Raw genomic sequence first — 26,942 nt, 5'->3', positions numbered from 1 at the left:
ACAAAAACACACATTGTGACTTTTGTGCTTTTTGTGGTTAGACAGCTTTTTTCACCAGTTCGCACCCGATATTGAAATAGGCAGAACCTCAGGTTTGCTGGCAAGATGACCTGACCCGTTGCGGATTTTGCAAAAATCTCATCATGAAAAAGATTTTAATTGCAGTCGTTTATCGGACCTAATTTAAAGGTTTGTAGTTACAGAATGCACCGAATGTGCCGAGATTGATTCTTCTGGCCGGCACTACCATTGAACCACGTCCCCGGCCAGGACTTCTTCCACGCTGCCGTCCTCCCGTTTGATTCGCAAGGCTCCCTGCTCGCTAAGGCCGGCAGTGGTCCCCCGAAGGGAGCGGCCGTGGTTCGAGACCAGGACCGGGCGGCCCCGGACGGACGAAGACGATGCCACCCAGCGCTCCAAGAGAGGTCGGAGTCCCCGGTCCAGGAATACCAGGTACAAGGCTTCCAGGCGGTTCAACAAGGCCGCCACCAGCCTCGGCCTGTGGATGGGACCACCCGCCGCTTGCTCCAAGGTTGAAGCCCGACCGGCAATGGCATTGGGAAGAGAGGTCCCGTTGACGTTGATGCCGACTCCTACGATAACGAAATGGATCTTCCCGGGATCGGCATTCATCTCCGTCAGCACTCCGCAGCACTTTCCGCCGCCGGTGAGCACGTCGTTCGGCCACTTGAGGTCGGTGGAGATTCCGGCAACCTCCCCAATAGCCTGACCGGCCGCCAGCCCCACCACCAGGTTCAAGCCGGGCGCCTGCGCCGGATCCACGTGGGGGCGCAATACCAGCGAAAGGAGGATGTCCCTGCCCTTGCGAGACAACCAGGTTCTGCCCAGACGCCCTCGCCCGCCGGCCTGCTCTTCGGCCACCACCACTGTCCCTTCGGCTGCCCCGGCCTCGGCAAGGCGCCGGGCGGTGTCGTTGGTGGAGTCGACCCTCAGGTAGTGGTGAAGCCTCTGACCCAGCCGGTTGGTGGAGAGATGCGGTCGAACGCGGGAGGCAACCGGCATATCCGCAGCGGCCGGCAGCCCCACCCGCCCATCCGAGTCTACCTCCAAAGACAGACCCTCCGTCTGGAGCGTGGCCAGCACTGCCGACAGCTCGGACGGAGACATATCCGTGGAACGGGCAAGCTCCGCCAGGGACCAAACCTCGCCGGCTGAACCCGCCAGCAACTCGACAAGTCGACCGAGCTGCCGACCGCTGGATGGAAGTTCCCTCATCGTCCGCAGGGACTGGCTAGCTGCAGCTCCAGGCTGATATCCGCCGCCTTCGCGGAGTGCGTCAAGGCGCCCACCGAGATGAAGTCCACTCCGGTTACGGCATAGTCCCTGATATTGTGCAGATCAATGCCACCGGAGACCTCCAAGAGAGCCTGCCCCCGGGCCCGGTCGACGCACTCTCGTACCTGTCCCGGAGTCATGTTGTCCAGCAGAATGGCCTCCACCCCAACCCTGAGGGCCTGCTCCAACTCCTGAAGATTGGACACCTCCACCTCGATCCTTTGCGGAGTGCCCGATCCGGAGCGAATCCTGGAGACGGCCGCTTCGATTCCGCCCGCGGCCCGGATGTGGTTCTCCTTGATCAGAATCCCGTCATAGAGACCGAAGCGATGGTTCTTCCCCCCTCCCATGGCAACGGCATACTTTTCCAGGAAACGCAGCCCGGGGGTAGTCTTGCGCGTATCCAGGACGGAAATCCCGCTGCCCTCCACGGCGCCAACCATGGCCCTGGTCAAGGTCGCGATGCCGCTGCACCGCTGCAGGAAGTTGAGCGCCACCCGCTCCCCACCGAGCAGCAGCAACGCGGGCCCGCGGACCGTTCCCAGAAGGCTTCCCATGGCCACTCGGTCGCCTTCTCCAAAAAATGCCTGAGAAGCAAACCGGTCCGAGAGGAGGCGAAAAGTCTCAGCCACCACCGGCCATCCTGCCAGGACCAGATCCTCCTTGGCACGGAAATCTCCTCGAGCCTGCAGAAATGGATCGACGGTGAGCCGGCTGGTGACATCGCCGGCTCCGCGGTCCTCCGCCAACGCCTGGGAGACTATGGGTGTCAGCTTCTGGGAATCCAGTTGCAGCATGGCGGGAAGGCGCTTGAAGACATTCAGCGCAGGGGCCCTCGTCTCGGCTGCTTACAGTTGATTCCGATACTCCCTCAACTTGCCCAGCTTCTCCTGAAACTGGATGAGACGATTGCGATTGAGTTCGACGACTTTCTCCGGTGCGTTGCTCATGAAGGCCTGGTTTTGCAGCCGCTGCCGGATCGGTGTCATCTCCCGCTCCAACTTGAGAATCTCCCTTTCGATCCGCCCCTTCTCCACTTGTAGATCGATCAGTCCCGCCAGCGGAATCTCAATATCCACTTCTGAAGCCACCGAGCGAGCCGAATGGTCTTCCCGGCCAACCGCGGCCACCACCTCGACCCGATCGCAACGGGCCAGATTGAGGACATAAGGCCGGCTCTCCAGCAGGAACGAGCGGACTTTCGGCTCCGAACTGGCCAACCGAACCGGGATTTTTCGCCCGGGGTCCAGGTTGATCTCGGCTCTGAGGTTTCGGATCTTGGTGATGACGTCCTGCAGCATGCCGACTCGGGCTTCAGCCTCGGAGTCGACCCAGGCCGGGAAGCCCTCGGGATAGGACTGGACGGCAATGGAGAGCCCCTTGTGCGGCAACCGTTGCCAGATCTCCTCGGTGATGAAGGGCATAAAGGGATGCATCAGCCGAAGAGACTGATCGAAGACGACCAGCAGCACCCGGTAGGACAGTTGATCCTCGGGATGCTTTTCCCGGGCGACGATCTTGGGCTTTACAAACTCGATATACCAGTCGCAGAGCTCTCCCCAGAAAAAGTGGTAGATGGCGTGGCTGGACTCGTGAAACCGATAAGCCTCCAACCCCTCGTTGACCTGGCGTGTGATGCCGGACAGCCTGGAAAGAATCCATCGGTCCACCTGGGACAGCTCCTTCCACCTCCGGGAAAGCTCTTCCATCTCGTTTCTGACATCGAAGTCCGGAGGCAGCTGGGCTCGAATGCTGTCCAGGTGCAGGGTGACCAGTCGGAAAGCATTCCAGACCTTGTTGGCAAAGGCCCGATGGCTGAGGATCTTTTCTTCGGAGAGGCTGATGTCGGTGCCCGGGGCGGCCATGATGGCCAGGGTGAAGCGAACCGCATCGGTACCGTACTGTTCCATCAGGTCCAGCGGATCCACCACGTTGCCCTTCGACTTGCTCATCTTCTTCCCTTCGGCATCCCGCACCAGGCTGTTGATGTAGACGGTCCGGAAGGGGACGTCCCCGGCAAACTTGAGCCCGGCCATGATCATGCGAGCCACCCAGAAGAAGATGATATCGAATCCGGTGATCAGGACGGAGGTCGGGTAGAACTGTTGCAGGTCCCGGGTCTGATCGGGCCAACCCAGGGTCGAAAACGGCCAGAGGCCCGAGCTGAACCAGGTATCCAGCACGTCGGTCTCCGGCGTCAACTCCCGGCTGGAGCAACGGACACACTGCTTCGGTTCCTGCCGGGCCACATTGACCTCTCCGCAGCTCCGGCAGTGCCAGGCGGGGATGCGGTGCCCCCACCACAGTTGCCGGGAGATGCACCAGTCCTTGATGTTTCGCATCCACTCGAAATAGGTCTTGGACCAGTTGGCCGGAACAAATCGGATTCGGCCTTCCTCGACGGCCCGGATGGCCGGTTCGGCCAAGGGCCTGGTCTTGACGAACCACTGGGTGGACAGGAGAGGCTCTATCACATCCTTGCAGCGATCGCACTGCCCCACGCTGTGGGCATGGTCTTCCACCTTTTCCAAAAGGCCTTGCCGGTCCAGTTCCCTGACCACGGCGGCCCGGCAGTCCAAACAGTCCAAGCCCTGAAAATCGCCCGCCGCATCGGTCATCCGTCCATCCTCGTCCAGCACCGAAATCTGTTGCAGGCTGTGGCGCAGTCCTATTTCGAAGTCGTTGGGATCGTGGGCCGGCGTGACTTTCACCAATCCGGTTCCGAATTCGGGATCCACAAAGGAATCGGCCACAATTGGAATCTCACGGTCGACCAATGGCAGCCGCACCACCTTGCCGGCAAGCCCCTGATACCGCTCGTCCTCGGGGTTGAAGGCCACCGCGGTATCTCCCAGCATGGTCTCCGGCCGCGTGGTGGCCACCGAGAGCAGACGCTCTCCGTCCGCCAGGGGATAACGCAGGGTATACAATCTCCCCTGCGTCGGCTCTGCATTGACCTCCAGGTCGGAAAGCGCCGTACGGCAACGAACGCACCAGTTGATCAGTCTCTTGCCCCGGTAGATGAGTCCTTCCTCATGGAGCCGCACAAAGACTTCTCTCACTGCCCTGGACAGCCCTTCATCCAGCGTGAATCTCTCTCGTGTCCAGTCACAGGAGCCCCCCAACCGGCGCAATTGCTTCAGAATGGTGTTGCCGCTCTGCTCCTTCCATTCCCACACTCGCCGTTCGAAGGCCTCCCTCCCCAATGCCTGGCGGGAGGTCCCCTCGGCTTCCAGTTGACGTTCCACCACGTTCTGGGTGGCTATGCCGGCGTGGTCGGTTCCCGGTAGCCAGAGCGTGTTGTACCCTTGCATCCTTCGCCAGCGGACAACGATGTCATGCAGCGTGTAAACCAGCATGTGCCCCATGTGCAGAGAACCCGTCACATTGGGTGGAGGAATGACGATCACGAAGGGGGGTCGGCTGGATTCGGCATCGGCTACGAAAAGGCGCTCCCGTTCCCAGAACTTCATCCAGCCCGGCTCAACCGATTGGGGATCGTACGTTTTTGAAATTTCCATGCTGATGACTCGGACCGGCAGGGGTATTGCGAACCCTCGATTCTCGCTGGGCCGCAGGCAGGCTATTGTAGCGCCGTCCCTTCAAAAGTGAAGGGAAAACACCGGTAACGGGAGGGGATGGATTGCCCGGCAGATGGGGTCTGGCAGGACGCCGGCGGGGCGCCTCCAGCTATCCCGGAGTCAGTCGCCTGCCTACTCTTCGGAACCGGAATCCGGGGAGGCCGACTCGTCGCCCTTCTCTCTTTCGGGACGGGTGACGATCTCGATACCGAGTGATCCACTGGGGACAGCGGTTGGAGCACCGGGTGCGGGAGCGGGAGTGGTAATGTGATCCGCGGGGCCACCCGGCTCCAGGTTGATTTGCTCCGGTCCCAAAAGCAGAGCCGGGCGTTCGGCCTTGCGCGCCTGGGAGACATCGGGCCTCCTGCTAAAGAGCGTTGCGAACCGCCCCATCAGGGACCGCTTGGTTTCATTATTCAGGTCTTCCTGGGCGCGTGCCAGGGCCACCGGGTCGACGTCGGGAATGGGAAGGCCCAGCTTCTCCAGCTTTTTTCTGGACTCGCCTTCAAACTCGCTGAGCGGGTGATACCGGACCACCAAGCCGTAGTAATACCCGGCCGCCACGATGTTCTGCTGACGTTCACGCACCCGGCCCAGGACGTAGAGAACCTCATCCTGCCGGCTGAAATCGGCGTACTTGATGGCCGTTGCCGCGCGATTGAAGGCCCCCCTGTAGTTTTTTCGAACGAACTCGTGCTTGGCCACCCCAAGGTCACCCACCGCCAGGACCTCTTCAACCTCCCGCAGGTACTGGCGCGCTTCATCCACGAGCGGGCTCCCGGGGTGTTCCGCGATAAAGGCCTGGAATTCCTTTTGGGCGGCCCTGGCCTGGGTGGCGTCCCGATTGGGTTTCTCCATCTGGCGATAGTGCGTCAGCGCAATGCGCATCTGGGCGTCGTCAAGTTCCTCGCTGGTGGGGAAGAAGGTCTTGAAGTCCTCATATTCGGCCCTGGCCTGGAGCAGCCCCGAGGTTCCTCCCTGCTTGAAATAGGAATCCGCAATGGCCAACTTGGCCCGTTCCTGGTATTCACTGTCGGGGTAGGTGTTCAACAGGTTTTGGAAAACCAGGCGGCCCACGTCGTAACGACCCTTGGCCACATCCTGCAGGCCTTTTTCGTAAAGAATCTTGTCGGGCTCAGCCCCCCCGTCGGGGGTGATGACCTCTCCCTTTTTCCCTCCGAAGAAGCAACCCGAAAAGGTCAAGCTGAGCACAGCCAACCAAGCTAACGGTCTCCGACTTATCATGAACTCCTCCAGGAACGTCTCCTGATTATCTCACTCCACCCTGACCGCTTTCGACACAATCGGCCGAGCGATCGATCATTTGTCGGACCACGGCGCCAGGGTCCGGCGAGCCGAATATCTGGGAACCGGCAACCAACACCTCCGCACCGCTCCTGACCAACGCGCACAGGTTGTGGAGGCTTACCCCCCCGTCCACTTCTATTTTAACGGATAGTCCCTTCCGATCAATCATCTTTCGAAGCTCCTCGATCTTCCGCAAGGAGTAGGGGATGAACTTCTGGGCCCCGAAGCCGGGATTGACCGACATGATCAGCACGAAATCGACCAGGGACAGGACATTGTCCAGGACCGACAGCGAGGTGGCCGGATTCAGAACCACTCCGGTCGACAATCCGAGGGAGCGAATCCGGTTGAGGGTGCGGTCCAGGTGAGCGCAGGCCTCGCTATGGACCGAAATCCAGTCGGCTCCCGCATCGGCAAAGGCCTCGACATAGGCATCCGGGTTCTCGATCATCAGATGGACATCCAGGGGCAGCCGGGTAATCTTTCGGACGGACGCCACTACGGGTGGGCCCAAGGTAATGTTGGGCACAAAGTGGCCGTCCATGACGTCCAGATGAAGGAGATGGGCACCGGCCTCTTCCACGGTTTGAACCTGCTCTCCCAGAGCGGCAAAATCCGCGGACAGAATGGAGGGTGCAATTTGAATCATCGGCCTATCGGGCCACCTCGAAGTCGACCGAGGCTGTTTCCAGAACGATGTCGCCGGCCGCCGGGCTGTGTTCCAACACGGTCCCCGGGGCCAGGCCGGGAAGGCTCTGGTAGTGGACTTCTCCCAACTCGATGTCCCACAGGGCCAAGGTTCGGGAGACCTCACCCAACTGCTTGCCCACCAGATCGGGCATCAGGTAGGCCACCCTGGTCCGGCCGGCCGAGACCAACATGTTGACCGTGGGCGATCGGGTCTCCTGCTCCCCGGGCAGGGGAAACTGGGACAGCACCAGGTCCTTTTCCGTGCTGTCGGAGCTGATGGTCGAGGTGAAGCCCGGCGTGAGTCCCCTCTGGAGAAGCTGATAGCGTCCGGCCCTCAGCGTCTTGCCGCGCAAGTCGGGAACCTGGATGCGCCGCGGCCCCAGGCTGACCAGCACCTTGACGGTGCCCAGGTTCTTGAGGCGGCTCCCCTCCACCGGGCTCTGAGTAATGATTCCGTCCGGGGGCACATGGTCATCGAATCGGTGTCCTCTCACTTTGAGGACCAGTTGCGCACTCGAAATCCGTCGACCTGCCTCCTCCAGGGAGCGACCCACCACGCCCGGAACCGTGACTTCACTGCCTCGAATGGCCAGACGCATGGCTGTCAAGCAGCTCAGCAAGGCAGCGCTGATGAGCACGCCGGCCAGGAAGAGCATCCGCAGAAATCCGACCAGCTTTCTGCGGCCCCTGCGCTTCGGCGGACGATCACGGTCGAACACGGCGAAAATTTACCACAGCCACGACCAGGCTTCAACAAGGCCTGCAACCGCCCGCCTGACCGCCAATGACCGATGCGGAGCTCAGCCTGGTTGTAAAGCGGGCGCCACACCGATGTTTCCAGACCTTCCTTGGCCGTGGCGCTGAAATTTACTATTTTTTTGAACATCGATGCACAGGATGCACAGGACTAACAGGACGAAGGGTTGCTGCACAGGGGGTTGACCGGCGAGACGATTCGACGGGGAGTTACGGATGCCCCGGACTGCCGGCTGGCCATTTCCTGAAAAAATCCTGTGCATCCTGTGCATCGATGTTAATGATTCATTCCAAAGATGCCCGGAATTGCAGGACGCGGGACTCCCCAAGGCAATCCTGTATATCCTGTTCATCCATGTTAATTTACTGGAAAAAATCGGGGTAAGCTGCGACTCTGTTTCAGAACCGTTGCGCTGTGCCGGGGCTGAACCTCTCGCCAGCTCCAGCGGCCGGTTGACGCCCGGGAGAAGAGCTCCTATGGGGAAGAAAGATGGACTCATGGTCGGTGTGGACCTTGGGGGGACCAGCATGACGGCGGTGGCGCTGGATGGCCGGGGCCGCGTGCTCGCCTCCAGGAAGAGGTCCACTTGTCCCGAACTGGGTCCCGAGGGCGTCAACCGGAGAATTGCAGCAACCGTCCGCAAGCTCCTGAAAGACCTGGGAAAGAATTCGAAACGGGTTCAGGGAATCGGGATTGGAGCTCCGGGAACCGTGGACCCCGAGAGGGGGGTGGTGCTCTATGCTCCAAACCTGAATTGGCAGAACCATCCGCTGGCGGAATCACTCAGCCGACTCCTGAGGCTGCCGGTGACCCTCGACAACGACGTCAACGGGGGCGCGGTCGGCGAGCATGCCCTCGGTTCCGGACAAGGCGCCGTAAACCTGGTGGCAATTTTCGTCGGAACCGGTATTGGCGGCGGCATCATACTGAACAACCGGCTCTACCACGGAAGCCACGGCGGGGCCGGAGAGGTAGGTCACATCAAAATCCTTGCAGAAGGGCCTCTCTGCGGGTGCGGGCGCGAGGGCTGCGCCGAAGGATTGGCCAGCCGCACGGCCATGGAGCGGGACATGCGTCAAGCCGTCGATTCGGGGCGGACCAGTCTGGTTCCGGACATCATGGCCAGAATGGGTCGGGAGCGAATGACCAGCCGGGTGATTCAAGAGGCGCTAAGGGAGGGAGACCCCCTCATGCGGGAAATCCTGCAACGGGCCCAGCACTGCCTGGGGCTCCTGGTGGCAAGCCTGGTCAACCTGCTGGACCCGGATTGCGTGGTGATTGGCGGAGGCATCGCAGATCGGTTGAAGGATGAGTTCCTGGAGCCGATTCGTGCGACGGCCACCCGGCACATTCTCCGGGCGCCACACCTGGAGCCCGTCAGAATCGTGCCCTCTCGACTGGGCGACCACGCCGGCGCCGTCGGTGCAGCCGTGATTGCCTGGAACCGGCTGGCAGGCATCAACCCGGCCGATCCCTGAAATTCCCCAATGGCCGCACACCGGACTTGGAACCCTCACAGCGCCCCCACCACACAATTTTGCTTCGGAAGCCGGCGCGGTTGGCGCTAGAATCCTGAATCATGCTTCAGGTCTCAGTCGCAGCACCCTGCAACGGCTCTGGAAAAACATCGCTGCTGCTGGCTATTCTGCAGGCGTTCCCGGGCGCTTTTTCAACCGCCAAGTTCACCACCATCTATCGGGACGAACAGTTCTGCCCGGTCGGAAACAGCGGCTGCCCCTGCCATCGCCTGGAGGGGAGCTTTCTACTGTGCGAAGACCCCAGTGTTCTGGCTCAACCGGATACGGACACGGGGAAACTGGTGGAGGCCGGCGCCAGGCAGACTATCTGGGGTGTGGCACGGCCGGACGGGTATCCGGCACTTGTGGACCTGCTGCACAGGGATCGCTTCCGGGAAAGCACCCTGCTGTTGACCGAGGGAAACACGGTCCTGGGGCACTTGACGCCCGATTTGCTGCTGTTCGTGGTAAATCCTCTACTTCCCCGGGATTGGTGGAAAGGCGACTCCGAACGACTCATGGAGACGGCTGACCTGGTAGTGGTCAACCCATTCCTTCCGGAGACCGACCGATCCGACACCGCCCAGGACCCTTCCGTAGAACAGATCTTGGCCCCTTATGCCGACAAATGCGTCCGCGGCCAAGCCGGCTTGCGGCTGGATCGCTGGAGAGACCGGCGACCCTTTGACGCCATTCAGACGCTACTGGCCGATCGCGTGAATCCGGCGCAACCGTAGCTGCGCAGGTAGCATCCCTGGAAATTCACAACCGCTTTTCTCCGTCCGATACAGTAAAGCAAAGCGAGGCGCTTCTCCGCGTCGCCCGGCGCGCCGGGCGACGCACGAGCGAGAAGAAAGTGGAGCGAGCAACGCTCTCTCGGCCGCGGGTGCGGCACCGGGAAGGGTAAGGTGTGACAGCGGTCTGGTGAGAGGGGATGTGCAAGGACTCCATTCGGCCTCGATTGAACCCTATTCTCGGGCCGGGATATAGGCACCGTCACCGGTTCTCTCACCCGGGGTCCCGCCGTCGTTCACCACCCCGTAAGCCAGGAAGGGATTGGGGCTGGTTCCGGATACCTTACGGATCTCGATATAGCCCTGCCTGGTTCCCGGGGCGTGCTTCAGCACTTGGTCGATTTGCTTGAAACCCTTGGCCGGAACGACGAGTTTACCTTCCTCGTCCATGGTAACGGTCTTGCTTAGCGCGGCGGTCTCCCCGTCGTAGATGTCGATCTCGAAGACGATGTCCTGGTCATCGACTTCTCCGGTGTTGATCAGGGCCAGGTTGCTGCGGTTCTCCTCGTTCTGCTGCAACCCGTCCACCCAGGCGCTTTGGGTGAAACCCCGGCCCCGGGGCACCGCCGTGTAGAAGACGCCGTACTGCCCTTTGGTCGGGTCCTCCGGGTCCGCCTGGGCCACCACCCGGGCCGCGATCACCACCCCGCTCAGGTCTGCCACGGGTGCCGTGAAGAATGCCGCCCCCGCGATGGTCCGGCCGCGCGGGCCGATACCCTCCGCACCGGACTCGCGCAGCATTTGCACAGCGTCGGGAATAATCGCCTGCCCTCCAGGAGGGATCAGGTCGCCCGTGACCGAGGCAGTCTTGTCGGGCGTCCCGATGGCATCGGCCACAAAGTGGACGTCGACCAACTTGGCCTCATCCGAGAAGTTGGTCAAGATCAGTTCGGTGCTGAAGCTGGGGTTTTCGATGACGACCGGCAGCGTCTGCTCACGGACTCCCGCCAGTGAACCTGCCGTGACCGGAAAGACGAAAGACCCGTCCGAGTTGACGTTGTCGTTGATGACTCCATAGGCATAGAAGGGAGCCATTCCCTCCACCCGCTCCACCCGGACGTAGCCCCCGGACATGGGATCGGTCTTGCCGGCGTTCTTCAACACTTCGTTTGCCTGGTGGAATTCTCCCGGCCCCAGCGTGTCTTCCCACACCACTTGGCCCCTGGGGTCGCTCGGATTACCGGAAAAGGCTGTGATCCTCAAGGTGATCGAGCCCTCCGACCCCATGTTCTGGACGGCCACGTTGGAGCGGTCCTGCGGGTTGTCGCGCAGTCCGCACAGGTAGACCGCTTCGTGGTGGAATCCCTCGTTTTCCGAAACCCCCAGATAGGCCAGCCCGGCCCGCCCTTCGGGGACGGTCGTGCGGGTGGTGGTCCGGACCCGCACGCTTGTATCGGAGGAACCCGAGACATCCACTCGCAAGGTCCCGACCCGCTTGCCGGTTTCGGGAATGGGAACGTCGAGGCTCCTGAGATAGTCGATGGCGTTGGAGGCGATCATCTGCTGGTGGGGACCCAGCATGTCGGTGGCGGCGCCGCTGCCCCCGCCCTTGTCAGCCGTGTAGGTGAAGTTGAGCATGGCCGCATCGGGCCCCCGGTTGGTCAAGGCCAGCTCCGAGGTGAAGTGGGACTTGCTCTTTCCCCTCGAGTCCAGCACCACCGGGACGAACCGGGTCATGGTGTCCGCCGGACCTGTTCTGGTATAAAAACCGGATCCAACGATGAAGTTGAACGGGACTACGCGTGAGCCTACGTTGATTTCAGTTTTGAACTCGCGGGCGTAGCCCACCTTGGGGATATCGGCGCTGTCGGTGTCGTCGGTGGGATCGTCGAAGTAATACTCCACGAAGCCGCCTTCCGGGTTACTTTTTGCTGCTTCGATGACCTGAGGCAGAATAAGCTCTCCGGTAATGACGTCCCGGACAGTCGCTACCAGGGGTCGCAGCTCGTATCTGTCCGGAAACGCGCCGTGAAATAAGATGATGTTGCTGGTCAGATCCAGGACGTAGAGATACACGGGACCGTGTCTCCAGGGTCCGTTCGGATCCCGCAAGGCGATCTTGGCTTTCCACGCTGCGGCGAAATCGCCGGCCTCCCGTAATTGGAGAAAGTACTCCCCTGCTTCCGTAACAAAGTCCTTCAGGGTTTGTCGGTCCACCACCTCTCCGGCAGTAACGGACGGGTTGCCATAATCGATAGTTTCTTCAGCCAGGTGAGATTCATTGAGATCGAATCCGGCGAGCAGCACGGTCGGGCCTCCGAAATTGACCGAGACATAGACGGTGGCATAGCCGGAGGCGCCTGGAATCCCCGGCCGCAGGCCTGGAACAGGGGTGGTCGCATCGAATGGGGCAGCCGGTTCTTGCGACAATGTGTCCAGGAGGGCGGTGCGAGCCTGGGCGGCGGTAGCAGGATCGGGGGAAGCCAAGCCGGCCAGCACAGTCGGTTCGACTCCCAGCACAGTAAGGATCTCTGCATAGATCAAGGGGTTGAGCAGCGTCCCCGACAATGCCATGTTCTTCGCATGGACGAATACCCTGCCATCGAGCAGCAGTTGCACAAGATAGGTGGAACCGGAACGGTAAGCACTCCCCTCCTGACGGACGATGCATCCAAAGTATAGTACTTGTTCCAGATTCTCTGTTTGCTGGGTCTGGCTCTTGAATTTTTCTCTCGCGGCCAGCGCAAAGTCCATCAGGCTGGCGCTGCCCTCCTCCACCTGTTGGGCCGTAACACTCGGATCCGCAGGAAGAGTCACGCCGGGAGGGACCGGACAATCTCCCTGCGCCTGTGCCGCGGCGGGACGCACCTCGGTAAAGAGGCCAGCCAGAACTACAATACACCCCAAAAGAACCATCCAGGACGCTTCCCTGCCCGTCATGTCTGCCTCCCCATTGACGTCTCCAAGATGTGACATTGCACGGCAACCACCGACAGAGCATAGTAACAATAAGTTATGAATATAGAGTGTGGTGTCCCTCCAAATTAGTGTAGATTTCACGTGTTTTTCACTCTCTCATATCGCTGTCACATAAATGTCACCAGGAAGGGGCCAGTCAAGCGACAATACTGACGCGCTGCAGCATCGGATCCGAAGGCTGCACAGGAACGCCACGGCGAACCTCTCGCGGTGGCGGCCGTGGCCGCCATGGTAGCTGCCTCCGATTTCATGTCCGGCGCTTCAGGTCCAGCGACCGCGCTGCCCTTCCGGGCTGCGCTTGCGCGTGGGGCGTCCGGCAGGACGCCGTTGGCAGGGTTCATGCCCTGTCGCGCCGGCAGGCGGGCGCCGACCGCCCGCGGGTGGTCGGTCCCGAACAAAGAGTCTCTGGGGCCGAACGATCGCAGGTCTTGTTCGTCAACGTCCTGGACGGTCCAGTGGATTCCGGTTCGAACAGCGGGATATAATGAGGGGATGGAAGCGGGCTGATCCTCAGTAAGTCTATTATAATTAGTCTTTTAGAAAAGATTCATGGTAGCCGCGGAACGGCGGCTCGGGAGCATCCTTCCGCAACGCAGTGCCTCTCCGATATGGTGTCAATCACGACTTTCTCTCTCTGCGAATTTCTCAAGAGTGCAACACGTGGTGAAAAATGTTCCTTCGTGCCCCGGCAGGTTTGCGTGATCCTGCTATGCCTGGTCCTGTACCCCACCGGTTGGGGCTTCAGCGCTCTGGCCCAGGGCTTGGACGAGGTCCGATTCGAGCGGCTTTGCCGTAATTTCGTGGAGGGAAATTCGTCTTCCGCCAGGCTGGAACTGCTGGAGTTCAGTCAACAGAACCCGCGGAGTCCGCTGGCTGCCCTCGGGTACTACCTGCTGGGCTACAGGGACCTACGGGAGGGTCGTCTGGAATCGGCGCTGGACTCGCTGGAACTGGCGCTGGTCGGTGCAGACCAGGTCCCGATCCCGGATTTCATCCTCTACCACCACGCCGAAATCCTGCACGAGCTCAATCGTCCCGCAGGTGCCATCGAGGGGTGGCTTACCTACCTGAGGCGGTTTCCCCGGGGGCATCTTGCCCGGAAGGCCGTCGCTTCCCTCTGGGAAGACGCTCTCATGGCGGGAAGAGCTCAACTCATTCTGGATTCCCATCGGGATTGGCCTCATCTGTCCAGGTCTGCCGAAGCTCTCTTCTACGCCGCGGCCGCTCACGAGTCCATGGGAGAGACCCGCCGATCCATCGACGGCTTTCTCCGCCTGTACTACCGGTTTCCCTTGAGTCCGGTGAGCTCGCAGGCTCTGGCGGCCATCAATCGCCTGCGGCTCGACCATCCCCGGGAGTCCTTCGAGGTCCCTCCGGGCTGGAAGCAAGGACGGGCTGAGGAGCTCTACAAGGGGAAACGCTATCGCCAGGCCGTGGAGGCATTGAACGCCGCCCTGGATGCGGCCGGCTCACCCGCCGAAAGGGCCAGGCTTCAGTTGTGGCGGGCAATTTCAGAATTTCACTCCAGAATGCAACGGGAATCTCTGCGAACGCTGCAGTCCCTGCCGCCGGAATTGGCGCTGCAGCCGCAGGCCCTGTTCTACCGGGCCGAGAACTACCGCAGACTCGAGGACGACGCTTCCTTTCTGAGAACGGTCCAACAGATACAGCAACGCTACCCCAGGTCCTCCTGGCTGGAGAGAGCCTGGTTCAGCCTGGCAAACTCCCGGTTGGTCAAACGTGAGCTGGACGAGGCCAACCGGTTCTACCGCAAGATGGCCGACCGATTCTCGAGCGGACGCCGGGTTACCCGCGCCCATTGGCGTGTGGCCTGGCACCACTACAGAAAACGCGACTATGGTAGCGCCCTTGCCCTGTTCACCGAACACCTCCAGCGGTTTCCGCGCTCGCCTCACCGGCCGGCCGCTCTCTACTGGACCGCCCGCATCCGGGAAGATTCCGACGATCCCGCCCAAGCCCGATCCATATACCAGACAATCACCGAACTCTTCAGCAACCACTACTATGCTCATCAGTCCAGGGAGCGTCTGGATGGAAACCGCCCCACCCAGGCCAACCGGGCGGCGCTGGATCCGACGCTTTCCACCATTCTGGACCGCTTCAAGCGCCGCACCACCACCCGATTCTCCTCCCAGGCCGCCCAGGTTCCAGACCTGCCCGGACGGCTCTCCGCCAGAGTCAAGACACTTGGCTTGATCCAGATGTTCGAGGCTGCTGCCGGGGAGCTCTTGCGAACCAGCCCAAACACACGAGGCACTCAGCTTCAGGCGGCCATGCTCCTCGACCGCGGCGGTCACTACCGCGCCTCCACTTCCCACTTGCAGCAACTCTTCCCGGGCTTTGTCTTTCGGTCCTTCGCCACCCTGCCAAGAGAGATCTGGAGGATGCTCTTGCCCATCAAGCACGCCCCCTTCTTTGCTCGGGAAGCTCGAAGACACGGGCTCGATCCCTATGTGCTGCTGGCGCTGGTCCGCCAGGAATCGGCCTTCGACCACCGGGCTGTGTCGGCGGCGCAGGCCCGGGGACTGATGCAGCTCATTCCTCCGACCGCCAGGCGGGTGGCGCGCCAACTCCAGTTGGACCGCTTCTCAATCGACCAACTCTTCCTTCCGCGGTTGAACATTCGCCTGGGAAGCCAGTACCTGGCCGACCGACTGGCACAGTTCCAGGGCAACATCGACCGGGCGGTGGCCAGCTACAATGCCGGACCCGACCCCGTTTCCCTCTGGCTCAGCGAGGGCAACTACCGGGAAGCCGCCGAGTTCGTGGAAAATATTCCCTTCACCGAGACCAGGAACTACGTCAAGATCTTCCACCGCAACTACCATTTGTATAAACGGCTGTACGGTAACGAATTCCGTGAATAGCGCAACTGCGGCGCCACCCCCACCGCAGCAGCCCTCGCCTTCCAGTTCGGCTTATGCGACCGCACCAACGCCGCGATTTACAGGAATAATTTATATGGATGAACAGGACAAACAGGATTGTCTCGGGGAGTCCCAGATACTGCAATTCCGGGCATCACTTGAACGGACTATTAACATCGATGCACAGGATTTACAGGATTTGGTTTTGGGAGTTTGCAGTGCCCTGATCCCAGGCATCCGCAAATCCGTTTCGGATCGTCTCGCCGGTTAACACCTTGTGCAGCACGCTTTCGTGCTGTTAATCCTGTGCATCCTGTGCATCGATGTTCAAAAACAAATACCGATCGCCTGCGCCGATCCGACGCCCCCCATCGCATCAGCCATCGCCTGACGGGTACATTCCGGGAACATCCTTAGAGGATCAAGCAGTCGGCGTCTTGGAGATCGCTTCCAACCCCAGTTCCCGGATCGCGATTTCCCGGATCTTGTATTTCTGGATTTTTCCCGTGATGGTCATGGGATAGCTGTCCACGAACTTGATATACCGCGGAATCTTGAATTTGGCGATCTTGCCGCGACAGAAGTCCTTGATGTCGCGGTCTGTGGTCATCCCCGGCTCCTTCAGTTGGATCCAGGCCAGGACTTCTTCGCCCATCCTGGCATCGGGCACGCCCACCACCTGGACGTCGCTCACCGCGGGATGGGTATAGAGAAACTCCTCGATCTCACGGGGATAGACGTTCTCACCGCCACGGATGATCATGTCCTTCACCCTTCCGGTGATCCTGCAGTAGTCCTCTTCGTCCAGGGTCGCCAGATCCCCGGTGTGCAGCCAGCCCTCGGAGTCGATGGCATCCCGTGTCGCTCTCGGATTCCTGTAGTAGCCGCTCATCACCAGGTAGCCGCGAGTGCACAGCTCTCCGGGAGTTCCCCGGCGCGCCACCTCGCCTGACTCGGGATCCACGATCTTGACTTCGGTATGGGGCAGGGGCCGGCCCACCGTGGTGACTCGAGTTTGGAGCGGGTCGCTCACCCCGGTCTGGGTGATGACCGGGGAACTCTCGGTAAGTCCATAGGCAATGGTCATCTCCCGACAGTGCATTTTATCGACCACCTGCTTCATCACTTCGATGGGACAGGGTGAGCCGGCCATGATTCCGGTCCGCAAGGAGCCCAGATCGAACTGGGAGAATTCGGGGTGCTCCAGTTCTCGAATGAACATGGTCGGCACTCCGTAGACAGCCGTGCATCGCTCTTTCTCTACCGCCTTCAGCGTGGTCCAGGGATCGTAGGACTCGGCGGGAATGACCATGGTTGCTCCGTGAACGGCACAGGCCATGTTTCCCAGCACCATGCCGAAGCAGTGGTAGAAGGGCACCGGAATGCAGACACGGTCCCGGCAGGTGAGCTCCATCCGTTGACCCACCAGATAGGCGTTGTTGACGATGTTGTGGTGGGTGAGCACGGCCCCCTTGGGATAACCCGTGGTTCCGGAGGTGTACTGGATGTTGATGGGGTCGTGAGAACTCAAGGAAGTTTCCGTCTTCCCCTCCACTCTCTCTGAATCGACAGCCTGCCCATCGGAAACCATCTCATCCCATCGCCCCATGGCCCCCAGGGGCTTCCCCTCCCCGGCCAGAACCAGGTTTCTGAGGTGAGGGAGACCGTCAGACCGCCAGTCTCTTTGCCCGGCTTCGACCGCTTCCGGACAGATTTCGGCAATCATCTCCAGGTAGTTCGCCGACCTGAAACCATGAATCGTGATGAGAGTCTGAGTCTCCGACTGTTCCAGGGCATAGTGAAGCTCACGCGACCCGTAACCGGGGTTGATGTTGACCATGATGGCGCCGATCCGCGCCGTGGCAAATTGGGTCAGGACCCATTGGGAGCGGTTGGTCGCCCAGATGGCGACCCGGTGTCCCTTCCCCACTCCCATGGCCGTCAGTCCACGGGCGACCCGATCCACCTCTTCCAGAAACTCTCCCCATCCCAAGCGGACTCCCTCGGCAACCACTACCAGGGCCTCCCGCTTTGGATACCTGGCTGCCGTCCGCTCCAGAACGGCTCCAATGGTGGAATCGAGCAAGGGAACGTCCCCGGGTCCGCGAGCGTAGCTCAGACTCTGTTGGCTGGTGTTCATGGCTGGTCTCCTCGCAGCAGGGACGCGGACTCGCTGACCGGCGTGGCGGAGCCGATTCCCGGAACGCGCATCCGCGTCAATGGGACGCCGTAGGAAAGTTGCGGGCCATTATAGCCGATGGGCGCCGGCTCGCAGCGCTTCCAGCGGGGGCAGCCTGTTGAGACCGCGACTGGCCAGCAAGCCGACGAGCACGGTTACGGCCGTTACCAGCAGGCACACTCCCAGACTAGGGAGAAAAGCCGGCACAAAGGGGGACTGGAAGACCAGGCGGGCCAGGACCCAGCTTCCCAGCCAGGCCAGCAGCACTCCTCCCAACGCGGCCACGCCCGCCAGGCAGAGGTACTCCACCCCGAGGATCAGAAATACCTGGCGTCTGGATGCTCCCAGTATCCTGAGGAGGGCGCCTTCCCTCAGGCGCTGATACCTGCTGTTCCCCACCACCGCAACCAGGACGGTCAGGCCGGCGACGATGCTGAACAAGGCCATGAACCGAAGGACGAACGAGACCTTTTGCAGGAGTTCGTCAATGGTCTCCAGAATCAGCGCCAGGTCGATGACCGAAACGTTGGGAAAACGCTTGACCGCTGCTCGCTGAATGGCCGCGGCCCTGGGCCCCGTTTCGGTCCGGGTCACCAGGACATGAAACTGGGGGGCTTCCTCCAGCACTCCGGGAGGAAAGACCACGAAGAAATTGGGTTGGACCTTGCGCCAGTTCACTCTACGGATGCTGCCCACCCGGGTCGTGACCAGCATTCCCTGGACGTCGAAAACCAGCTCGTCTCCCAAGCCGGCTTGCAGGCGGCGCGCAATCCCTTCGTCCAGGGAGACGAGAGGGGGACCGTCACCCTCCCCGTTCCCAACCGGCCACCTTCCCCGAAGCAATTCCTCGTTCTCCAGCAGCCCTCCCCGGTAGGTGGACCGGTACTCCCGCCTCAGGGCCCAGGCCGGGATGGTGTTTCCGGGGTCTTTCAATTGTTGGGCAACGCTCTTCCCCCGGATCGATTGCAGTCGCATGGCCACCACCGGCACATCCTGAAGCACGGGCGCCCCAAATCCACGCAGCAGGTCGGAAAGCTCCGCCTTCTGGTCACCCTGAACATCGAACAGCACCATGTCGGGCTGACCGCTGCCGGCTGCTCTCAGGATCTGGCCGAGCAGTCCCTGGTGCACCAGGTAGAGGAGCATCATCAGGAAGGTGGCGAAGCCGATGGACAGCACCAGGACCACGGTCTGGTTGTGGGGGCGGTGGAGGTTGGCCAATCCCTGGCGCCAGGGGTAGGGCCAGGAGCCCGGAAAGAACTTTCGAATCAGCATCATGCCCAGCCGTGCAGACGCCGCCAGCAGTGCCAACGAGATCAACAGACCGAGCACAAAGGCCACGGCATCCATCCAGCGCCGGGTGTGGACCAGCGCAAAACCCAGGATGGCGGCCACAATGGCCAGGCGAACCAGCCACTGGGCCCAGTCAAAGGGCTGCCGGCCGGCCTCGTAGTCCATCCGCACGGCCGCCAGGGGGGAGACTCTGCGAAGGAACAACAGCGGCTGAATCGAGAACAACCAGGCCAGGATCAGTCCGATGAGCCCGGCCCCGGCCAATGCGCTCCAGGACAGGTTGAAGGGAATGTCCACCGGCAAGAAGTCCCGCAGGATGCCCGGCAGAAAATATTGCAGACCTACTCCCAGCAGGATGCCGCCAAGGATGCCGGCCAGACTCATTCCCAGGGCCTGACAGAGGTAGACGGATAGCGTCTGAGGCGCCTTGGCTCCCAGGCAGCGCAACAGGGCGGCCGTAGGCACCTTGCGTTTGACGTAGACGTGGACAGAACTGGCCACACCCAGTCCCCCCAGCAGCAGAGCGATGAACCCGACCAGGTTCAGGAAATCGGCCGAATTCTCCAGGATTCGTCCCAAGCGGGCCTTGCGCTCGGCCACCGTTTCGGCCCGCAGGCGATACTCCAGCAGTTGCGGCTGGATCCCCCGAAGCAAGGCCGCCAGGTCAACCCCGTCTTCGAACTTGAAATAGACCCGGTAGGAAGCCGCGCTTCCCCACCCCAACAGACCGGTCTCTTCCAGGTAGGCGAGGGGAATGTAGACCCGTCCACCCACCAGGTTGCTCCCCAGAAACTCGCCCGGCATTTGCCTGAGCCGTCCGGCGATACGAAACGACCGATTCCCGATCCGGATGACTTCTCCCAGGCGAGCCTGGAACTGATCCATCAGGCTCTCTTCGACCAGGGCAAAGGGACCCTGATCGAGTCGGGCGGACGCATGGGGCGGGTCCACCTCCACGGTGCCGTAGAATGGAAAGGCCGTCTCGCCGGCCCGCACCTGGGCCAGCCGGCTACCGTCTCTTGCGGGGAAATGCACCATCGAGGAGAATCGTACCTCGCGGGCCTGAGTTCCACCCAGTCCGTCCACCAGAGCTTCAGCCTCGCCGGTGAGAGGCTGCCGGCCGCTAAGCAGCAGGTCGGCCCCCAGCAAGGACTTGGCCTGGAGGTCCAGAGCCGTTTTCAGGTTGGCGCGGAAGCCGCTGATGGCCACCAGGGCGGCCACGCCCAAAACGATGGAGGCGGCGAACAGCAACAACTGTCCGCGGCTGGACCTGCTGTCCCGCCAAGCCATTTTCCAGGGCCAGGAGGTGAAAATAGATCTCATGGGAGGCGCCTCAGGACGGCTCCGATTCGGTACGGGACGAATCCCGGAGATCACCTGACAGGGTCTGTTGCGGGATTTGTTCCGGTGGCCGGATGGAGTCGGAGTCCCGATCGGAAGTGATCTTCCCACCCTTGAGGGTCAGAATCCGTCGGGTCTTCCCGGAGAGCTCCAGGTCGTGGGTCACCACCAGAAGAGCGGTGCCGAAGCCCCGGTTCATCTCCAGAAGCAAGTCGATCACCTTCTCGCCGGTATCGGCGTCCAGGTTTCCGGTCGGTTCGTCGGCGAACAGTATCCTGGGGCGATTGACGAAAGCCCGGGCCAGACCGACTCTCTGTTGCTCCCCACCCGACAGTTGCACCGGGTAATGGTGGGCGCGATCCTCCAGTCCCACCCGGCTCAGCAGCTCCCAGGCCCAGGTTCTGCCGGGTTCTCCCCGCAATTCCAACGGCACCATGACGTTTTCCAGCGCCGTCAGGGTCGGGACCAGCTGAAAGGTCTGAAACACGAACCCCACCGACCGGTTTCTCAGCTCCGCCAGTCGGTCCTGGTCGAGGTCGCCCAGATTCTGACCGTTGAGCACAACCGATCCCGAGGTGGGACGGTCCAGGCCCGCGCACAGACCAAGCAAGGTGGTCTTGCCGCTGCCGGAAGGTCCCAGCACCGAGCAGGTTTCTCCGGGGCCCAGCGAAAGGGTGATGTCGTCGACCACGGTGAGCAGGCGCTCGCCGCTCCGATAGCACTTGGTGAGTCGGTCCACTTGCAACACCGGAGGGTCAGGGACTGCGGTGGAATTCAAGAAGCGACCTCCGGAAATGGACGGGAATCCTTCGAGCGTGAGTATTCCAGGGTGAAATCGGACCGTCCGGTTCAACGCGAGAAGCGGAACCGAACGGCTATCCGCTGGGCCTTATTGTTGCACAGTTCCGCCTCGTTCATAATAGTAACGCCCACCTGGAGGTAGGTGGAGAGTGGAGAGTGGAGAGTGGAGAGTGGTCAGCCGAGGGGCTCGGAAACAGGCAAGCGCCTGATGACCTGACTGCGCTTGTTTGAAGGACTGCGCCGAGACCGACAAGACGCTTTGGGTGTCGATCAAATAGCTCTTCACTCTTCACTCTCCACTATTCACTTTTCAGCTGCTTGTGCCGCCGTCCCCTACGACGAGGCGGCTCACAAGGGGCAAACAGGGGTGTTCCAGACTAGAGGCAAACAGGTGAAACGCCTTTCGAACATCTTCTGCGCATTTCTGACCGGCGCCCTGTTTTCAGCCTGCTCTCCCGAACAGCCCTCCTCCCCGCGGCAGCCTGCCCTACAGGCCCCGGATCCACCCCCACTTCTTCATCCATCCGCCATGACCATCCTGTGCCTGGGCGACAGCCTCACCGAGGGCTCAGGACTGGATCGGTCCCAAGCCTTCCCTGCCCGGCTGCAGGAGAAAATCGACGCCCTGGATTGGAAGTTCAGGGTGATCAATGCGGGCCTGGGAGGAGACACTACAGCCGCCGCGCTGCGGCGGCTGGACTGGTTTCTGCAACGAAGGATCGATGTCCTGATCCTGGCCCTGGGAGGCAACGACGGACTGCGCGGCCTCCCGTTGGCGCAGATCCGCAAGAATCTCGGGGCGATCATCTCAAAGACCTCCGCCCGCTATCCCGAGGTGACGGTAGTGGTAGCCGGCATTCAGATCCCACCCAACTATGGAACGAGATACGTCCGGGAATTCAGAGATCTCTTTCCGGAGGTGGCGGCAAAGCATGGGGCTCTGTTGATCCCCTTTCTCCTGGAAGGGGTGGGCGGGCGACCCGAGCTCAATTTTCCGGACGGAATCCATCCCAACGGCCGGGGGCAGCAGATCGTGGCCGAAAACGTCTGGACGGTCATTGAACCGGTGCTGCGCAAACTCCATCGCGAAGCGAAAAACGCGACCTCTTCCCGACTGCATCCGTGGCAACCTCCGGCGTTCCCAACCCGGAGAATTGGATGCGGCAGGGGTTGACCAATGTGGCAAAAAGCCTTTCTTTTTCATAGGTTTCCATTTGTGTTAAACTGATTTTGGATCTACCGGTAGGTTCTGTCGACCAGCCTGTCAGATCTATCAATGGCGAGAAATTCGCCCAATGTGCCGGCCGATTGGCTGAAATTGGCCCGGTCCGATCTCAAAAACGGGCAACTCACCATGGTTTTGCGCCGCAAATTCTCCACTGCCGGCATCCTGGCTCCGCTGGTGTTTGCCCTTGCCCTGCTTTCCTGCGGCGGCTCCAGCGCCTTCAAGCGTGGCCTGGAGTACGAACAGCTCAAGAACTATGACGCTGCTCTGCAGAGCTACGAAGAGGCCCTGAGCGCCGACCCCGACAACGCCAAGTACCGCCTCTATTTCGAGCGGGCCCGCTTCCAGGCGGCCATGGCCCATTTCGACCGCGGCAGGCGCTTCAGGGAAGAGGGTCGATTGGAGGAAGCCCTGCAGGAGTTCCGCCGGGCCGTGCAGATCGATCCCTCCATAGTGGCGGCCCATCAGGAAGCCGAGACGGTGGCCGCACTGATCCGAGACCGGGAGAGACAGGAGGAACAGGGGGAGTCGGATGGCCTGAAAGAAGCACTATACCCTTCCCGGCAATTCCTGCCGGTGTTCAAACTCTCGGGAGAGGTTCGCAAAGCCTATGTGACCCTGGGGAAGGTCGGCGGCATCAACGTCATTTTCGCCCCCGACTTCAACCCCAGCCCTCCGGAAGTCGAGCTCGACTTCATCGACGTGACCCTCACCGAAGCCCTGGATCTACTCGCCTTGCAGAGCAAGACCTACTGGTCGGTCCTCAAGGAAAACACCATTCTGGTCGCCGAGGACACCCAGCAGACCCGCCAGCGATACCAGGAAGAGATCGTCAGGACCTTCCACCTGTCCAACGTGGGGGACAAAACGGACCTGGGCCAGATCGCCACCGCCCTGCGCTCCCTGCTCCTGATGAACAAGGTCGCCCAGATCGATTCCCAGAACGCCATCGTGGTGCGGGATACCCCCGACAAGATTGCAGCCGCCGAGCGGATCATCCGGACCATCGACAAGTCCAAGCCCGAAGTCATGATCGAGGTGTACATCCTGGAAGTGGTGGGCAGCATGAGGCAGTTTCTGGGCTTGAGACCAGGCCTCCCCAGTGCGATCAACGTCACTCCCAACGGCCCCCAGGACGAACAGGGGTCCAACGCCATCCGCCTCGGTGAGCTGGGGGAGCTCGGCAGAGACAGTTTTTCCGCGACCATCCCTTCCATCCAGCTCGGCCAGCTCTACACCCGGGTCAAGGGCCGCGTGTTGCAGAACCCCACTTTGCGGGCTTCAGACGGCGAGGAGGCCACCTTCAAGGTCGGCACCCAGCAACCCATCGCGTCAGGAAGTTTTTCCACTGGAATCGGCGGGGGAACGGGTTTCGGGGGAGGCGCCTTCACCACCTTTACCACCGTGGATGTCGGGGTCACGCTGACTATCACTCCCCAGGTATTGCTGAACCGCGACATCTCCTTGGAAATTGACGTTGCCTTGAAGACCATCAGCGGCTTTGAAACCCTGGACGGGAACCGCTATCCCATCCTGGCCAATCGCGAGATCAACCACGACATCCGGCTTCGGGAAGGTGAATCCAGCGTGGTGGGCGGAATCATCCAGCGTTCCGACTCGGTTACGGTGGACGGAATCCCCGGGCTGAGCAAGATTCCGCTGCTGCGATACCTCTTCTCCACCGAGGACAACAACACTTCGGATAACGAAATCATTGTCGTGATTACTCCCCGAATTGTTCGGCTGCCCGACATCCTGGAGCAGGACACTTCCCTGGCCTTGCTGGGATCCAGCAATACCCCCAAGTTTCTGGGATCTCCCAAGCAACTCATCGGAGAGATTCCGACACCCCACGCAGGAAACGGTCAAACCTCGCCGCCCAGGGCAGGCAGCGGCTCGACCGTGGCCGACAGGCCCGGGGAGACCCTGCAAGCGCCGCCTCAATCAACCGATCGGCCGGCGCCCCGCCTGGCTTTCGTCAGGCTGGTCGGGCCCTCGGGACCGGTTTCGCGAGGCAGTCGGTTCAGGGTTGGCGTCTCGGTCGCCAATGCACAACAGGTCCACGGGCTTTCCCTCAATTTCAGATTCAATCCGGAACGGGTACAGTTGGTGGATGTTCAAGGCGGCGGATTCCTCAGCAGCGACGGAATTTCGGTGGCTCTGGCCGAACGCCTGGAGAACTCACTGGGGCGAGCGGTGATTTCGATGGCCCGGCCCCCCGACAGCCCGGGTGTCACCGGATCCGGCGTGTTGATGAATCTCAGGTTCGAGGCCGTGGGGACCGGAGACGGCGCCATTTCCTTCGGGCCCGATTCCGTCCTGCGCGACAGCGGGCAGGCGGTCATTCCCACCAGCCTTGCCGGCACCGAGGTAACCATTCAGTGAGGACGGTCATGTCCTTCCGCTCAATCAAGGCCACCTTCAGAAGTCGCAGGTGCTCCGACAGGGGTTTGACGCTGGTGGAGCTGATCGCCACCGTCACCATCGTCAGCATCCTGGCCCTGGGCGCTCTGCCCTTGACCAAGGTGGTGATTCAGCGACAAAAGGAGGTTGAGCTCCGGCGAGCTCTGAGAGACATGAGAACGGCCATCGACCGCTACCACGACGCCGCCCTGGGAGGTCAGATCGAGATCAAGTTCGGCACCGATGGCTGGCCGCCCGACCTGGACACGCTGGTGGAAGGGGTGGACCAGCTCAACGCGGTCGACAAGCGGCTTCGTTTCCTGCGGCGTGTCCCCACCGATCCCATGACGGGCGAGAAGGAATGGGGGTTGCGCTCCTCGCAGGACAGTTGGGATGCCACCAGCCACGGCGGCCAGAATGTCTACGACGTCTACAGCAGGAGCAACGGAACGGCCCTGGACGGTTCCAGGTACTCGGAATGGTAGGACGGGAATGAATCGATGGAGTGACGGTGAAGGGGCCGCGGGTCAGCCGGGAGGGAGGCTGGGGAGAGACGGCTTCACTCTGATCGAGTTGATGATTGTGCTCACCATCGTGGCCATCCTGGTGAGCATTGCCCTTCCCATTGCCGACTCGGCCATCCTTCGCGCCCGTGAAGCCGTTCTGAAGAGCAATCTGCACACGCTGCGCACCCTCATCGACCACTACACCGCCGACAAGAGGAAGGCCCCCCAAACACTGGATGACCTGGTGACTGCCGGTTACCTGCGCGCTCTCCCCAAGGATCCGATCACCAACGAGACCGACTGGCAGATCGTGATGGAAGAGGCCTCCATGTTCCCCGACCAGCTCGAGCTGGGAATCTACGATGTTCGCAGCAATTCGGAGGCCATCTCCTCCGAGGGTACGGCCTACAGCACCTGGTAGCGCCCGCGCCGGCACCCCGGTGGCGACTCGCCATTGCTACCGCACCACTCCCTCCAGCGGGCTGCTGGCGGTGGCGTACAGCTTCCTGGGAATTCTGCCTGCCAGGTAGGCCAGCCGGCCCGCCCGGGTAGCCAGATTCATGGCTTCGGCCATCTCCACCGGGTCATCCGCCGAGGCGATACCGGTGTTCATCAGGACGGCATCGGCGCCCAACTCCATGGCCAGAGCGGTGTCCGAGGCCGTGCCCACGCCGGCATCCACGATCAACGGAACCTCGGTAATCATCTCCCGCAGGATTTTCATGGTGGCCACGTTCTGAATTCCCATTCCCGAGCCGATGGGCGCCCCCAGCGGCATCACCGCTGCCGCTCCGGCATCGATCAGACGCCGGGCGGTCACGAGATCGTCGTTGGTGTAGGGAAGCACCACGAATCCTTCCTTCACCAGGATCTCGGTCGCCTCAAGCAGGCCCGCGTTGTCGGGAAAGAGAGTCTTTTCGTCTCCGATGACCTCCAGCTTCACCCAGTTGGAAAGGCCGGCTTCGCGGCCGAGCCGAGCAGCCCGCACGGCTTCGTCCCGGCTGTAGCAACCGGCCGTATTGGGCAGGATGAAATAACGCTTGGTATCGATCCAGTCCAGCAGCGACTCCCGGTTTCGATCGGAAAGATTCACCCGGCGAACCGCCACCGTCACAATCTCGGCGCCCGACTTCTCATGGGCTTCCACCATCTGCGCAAAAGATGCGTACTTCCCCGTCCCCACCAGCAGACGGGATGAAAATTCCCGTCCAGCAATGACCAGCTTGTCAGGTTTCATGTCGGCCCCACCTCAGGAAACAGCTTCCAGAAACAATCGTTTCCAACTCTTTTTGTCGGCCTCATTCTAGTGTAAAGCCGCTTCGATTGCATCGCGAAATTGCCGCTGCCGCAACCAGCCTTGACCGGGGTTCTCCGCCGGGTTATGGTTACCTGCCGACGGGAATCCCTGTCCTGCCTGAATCCCAGCGGGCGGCATTCCTTCGGA

18 protein-coding genes are annotated in these 26,942 nt (G+C 61.3%); 7 read left to right on the top strand and 11 right to left on the bottom strand.

Translation table 11 applies throughout. From position 1 onward, the window contains the following. Window positions 1–243 precede the first annotated feature (243 nt). The 6 genes from OXI69_14000 to OXI69_13975 form a co-directional block, all read right to left on the bottom strand. Complete coding sequence (locus tag OXI69_14000; protein MDE2667253.1) at window positions 244–1,236, bottom strand: biotin--[acetyl-CoA-carboxylase] ligase; 993 nt, start codon at window positions 1,234–1,236, stop codon at window positions 244–246. Beyond that, window positions 1,233–2,093, bottom strand: a complete 861-nt coding sequence (gene nadC, locus OXI69_13995; GenBank protein ID MDE2667252.1) for a carboxylating nicotinate-nucleotide diphosphorylase — start codon at window positions 2,091–2,093, stop codon at window positions 1,233–1,235. The genes OXI69_14000 and nadC overlap by 4 nt, the downstream gene beginning before the upstream one ends. A gap of 51 nt (window positions 2,094–2,144) precedes the next feature. Further along, entirely contained in the window at window positions 2,145–4,817 is a 2,673-nt protein-coding gene (locus tag OXI69_13990; protein ID MDE2667251.1) for a valine--tRNA ligase, read from the bottom strand. Window positions 4,818–5,009: 192 nt separating this feature from the next. After that, window positions 5,010–6,122 (bottom strand): outer membrane protein assembly factor BamD, encoded by a 1,113-nt coding sequence (gene bamD, locus OXI69_13985; GenBank protein ID MDE2667250.1) that lies wholly within the window; start codon window positions 6,120–6,122, stop codon window positions 5,010–5,012. A gap of 25 nt (window positions 6,123–6,147) precedes the next feature. Next, on the bottom strand, window positions 6,148–6,834 hold the full coding sequence (gene rpe / locus OXI69_13980) for a ribulose-phosphate 3-epimerase (protein ID MDE2667249.1): 687 nt from the start codon (window positions 6,832–6,834) through the stop codon (window positions 6,148–6,150). A gap of 4 nt (window positions 6,835–6,838) precedes the next feature. Then, window positions 6,839–7,594 (bottom strand): PASTA domain-containing protein, encoded by a 756-nt coding sequence (locus OXI69_13975; GenBank protein ID MDE2667248.1) that lies wholly within the window; start codon window positions 7,592–7,594, stop codon window positions 6,839–6,841. 514 nt (window positions 7,595–8,108) lie between these two features. Here OXI69_13975 and OXI69_13970 point away from each other — a divergent pair. Further along, window positions 8,109–9,110, top strand: coding sequence for an ROK family protein (locus OXI69_13970; protein ID MDE2667247.1), 1,002 nt, complete (start codon window positions 8,109–8,111; stop codon window positions 9,108–9,110). Window positions 9,111–9,211: 101 nt separating this feature from the next. Then, window positions 9,212–9,886 (top strand): hypothetical protein, encoded by a 675-nt coding sequence (locus OXI69_13965; protein ID MDE2667246.1) that lies wholly within the window; start codon window positions 9,212–9,214, stop codon window positions 9,884–9,886. A gap of 231 nt (window positions 9,887–10,117) precedes the next feature. On the opposite strand, the gene OXI69_13960 is transcribed toward OXI69_13965, so the two are convergent. Next, window positions 10,118–12,859 (bottom strand): hypothetical protein, encoded by a 2,742-nt coding sequence (locus OXI69_13960; protein MDE2667245.1) that lies wholly within the window; start codon window positions 12,857–12,859, stop codon window positions 10,118–10,120. 701 nt (window positions 12,860–13,560) lie between these two features. On the opposite strand from OXI69_13960, the gene OXI69_13955 reads away from it, so the two are divergent. Further along, window positions 13,561–15,750: a transglycosylase SLT domain-containing protein gene (locus tag OXI69_13955; GenBank protein ID MDE2667244.1), complete on the top strand. Its 2,190-nt coding sequence runs from the start codon at window positions 13,561–13,563 to the stop codon at window positions 15,748–15,750. A gap of 421 nt (window positions 15,751–16,171) precedes the next feature. On the opposite strand, the gene OXI69_13950 is transcribed toward OXI69_13955, so the two are convergent. From OXI69_13950 to OXI69_13940, 3 genes are all read right to left on the bottom strand, one after another. Then, on the bottom strand, window positions 16,172–17,890 hold the full coding sequence (locus tag OXI69_13950) for an AMP-binding protein (protein ID MDE2667243.1): 1,719 nt from the start codon (window positions 17,888–17,890) through the stop codon (window positions 16,172–16,174). 108 nt (window positions 17,891–17,998) lie between these two features. Beyond that, entirely contained in the window at window positions 17,999–20,545 is a 2,547-nt protein-coding gene (locus OXI69_13945) for an ABC transporter permease (GenBank protein ID MDE2667242.1), read from the bottom strand. Window positions 20,546–20,555: 10 nt separating this feature from the next. Then, window positions 20,556–21,341 (bottom strand): ABC transporter ATP-binding protein, encoded by a 786-nt coding sequence (locus OXI69_13940; GenBank protein ID MDE2667241.1) that lies wholly within the window; start codon window positions 21,339–21,341, stop codon window positions 20,556–20,558. Window positions 21,342–21,755: 414 nt separating this feature from the next. Here OXI69_13940 and OXI69_13935 point away from each other — a divergent pair, with 414 nt between their 5' ends. From OXI69_13935 to OXI69_13920, 4 genes are all read left to right on the top strand, one after another. Then, window positions 21,756–22,538 carry an arylesterase gene (locus OXI69_13935; protein ID MDE2667240.1) on the top strand — a complete coding sequence of 261 codons (783 nt, stop codon included), beginning with the start codon at window positions 21,756–21,758 and terminating at the stop codon, window positions 22,536–22,538. A gap of 102 nt (window positions 22,539–22,640) precedes the next feature. Further along, window positions 22,641–24,974: a tetratricopeptide repeat protein gene (locus OXI69_13930; protein ID MDE2667239.1), complete on the top strand. Its 2,334-nt coding sequence runs from the start codon at window positions 22,641–22,643 to the stop codon at window positions 24,972–24,974. A gap of 8 nt (window positions 24,975–24,982) precedes the next feature. Further along, window positions 24,983–25,477 (top strand): type II secretion system protein, encoded by a 495-nt coding sequence (locus OXI69_13925; GenBank protein MDE2667238.1) that lies wholly within the window; start codon window positions 24,983–24,985, stop codon window positions 25,475–25,477. A 7-nt stretch (window positions 25,478–25,484) separates the two neighbouring features. Further along, on the top strand, window positions 25,485–25,919 hold the full coding sequence (locus OXI69_13920; GenBank protein ID MDE2667237.1) for a prepilin-type N-terminal cleavage/methylation domain-containing protein: 435 nt from the start codon (window positions 25,485–25,487) through the stop codon (window positions 25,917–25,919). A 36-nt stretch (window positions 25,920–25,955) separates the two neighbouring features. Here OXI69_13920 and OXI69_13915 read toward each other — a convergent pair whose 3' ends face one another. After that, window positions 25,956–26,735 carry a thiazole synthase gene (locus OXI69_13915; protein ID MDE2667236.1) on the bottom strand — a complete coding sequence of 260 codons (780 nt, stop codon included), beginning with the start codon at window positions 26,733–26,735 and terminating at the stop codon, window positions 25,956–25,958. Between the last annotated feature and the right edge of the window lie 207 nt (window positions 26,736–26,942).

The organism is Acidobacteriota bacterium, from assembly GCA_028875575.1.
Classification (GTDB): domain Bacteria; phylum Acidobacteriota; class Terriglobia; order Versatilivoradales; family Versatilivoraceae; genus Versatilivorator.
This window is presented reverse-complemented; position numbering and strand designations above follow the sequence as displayed.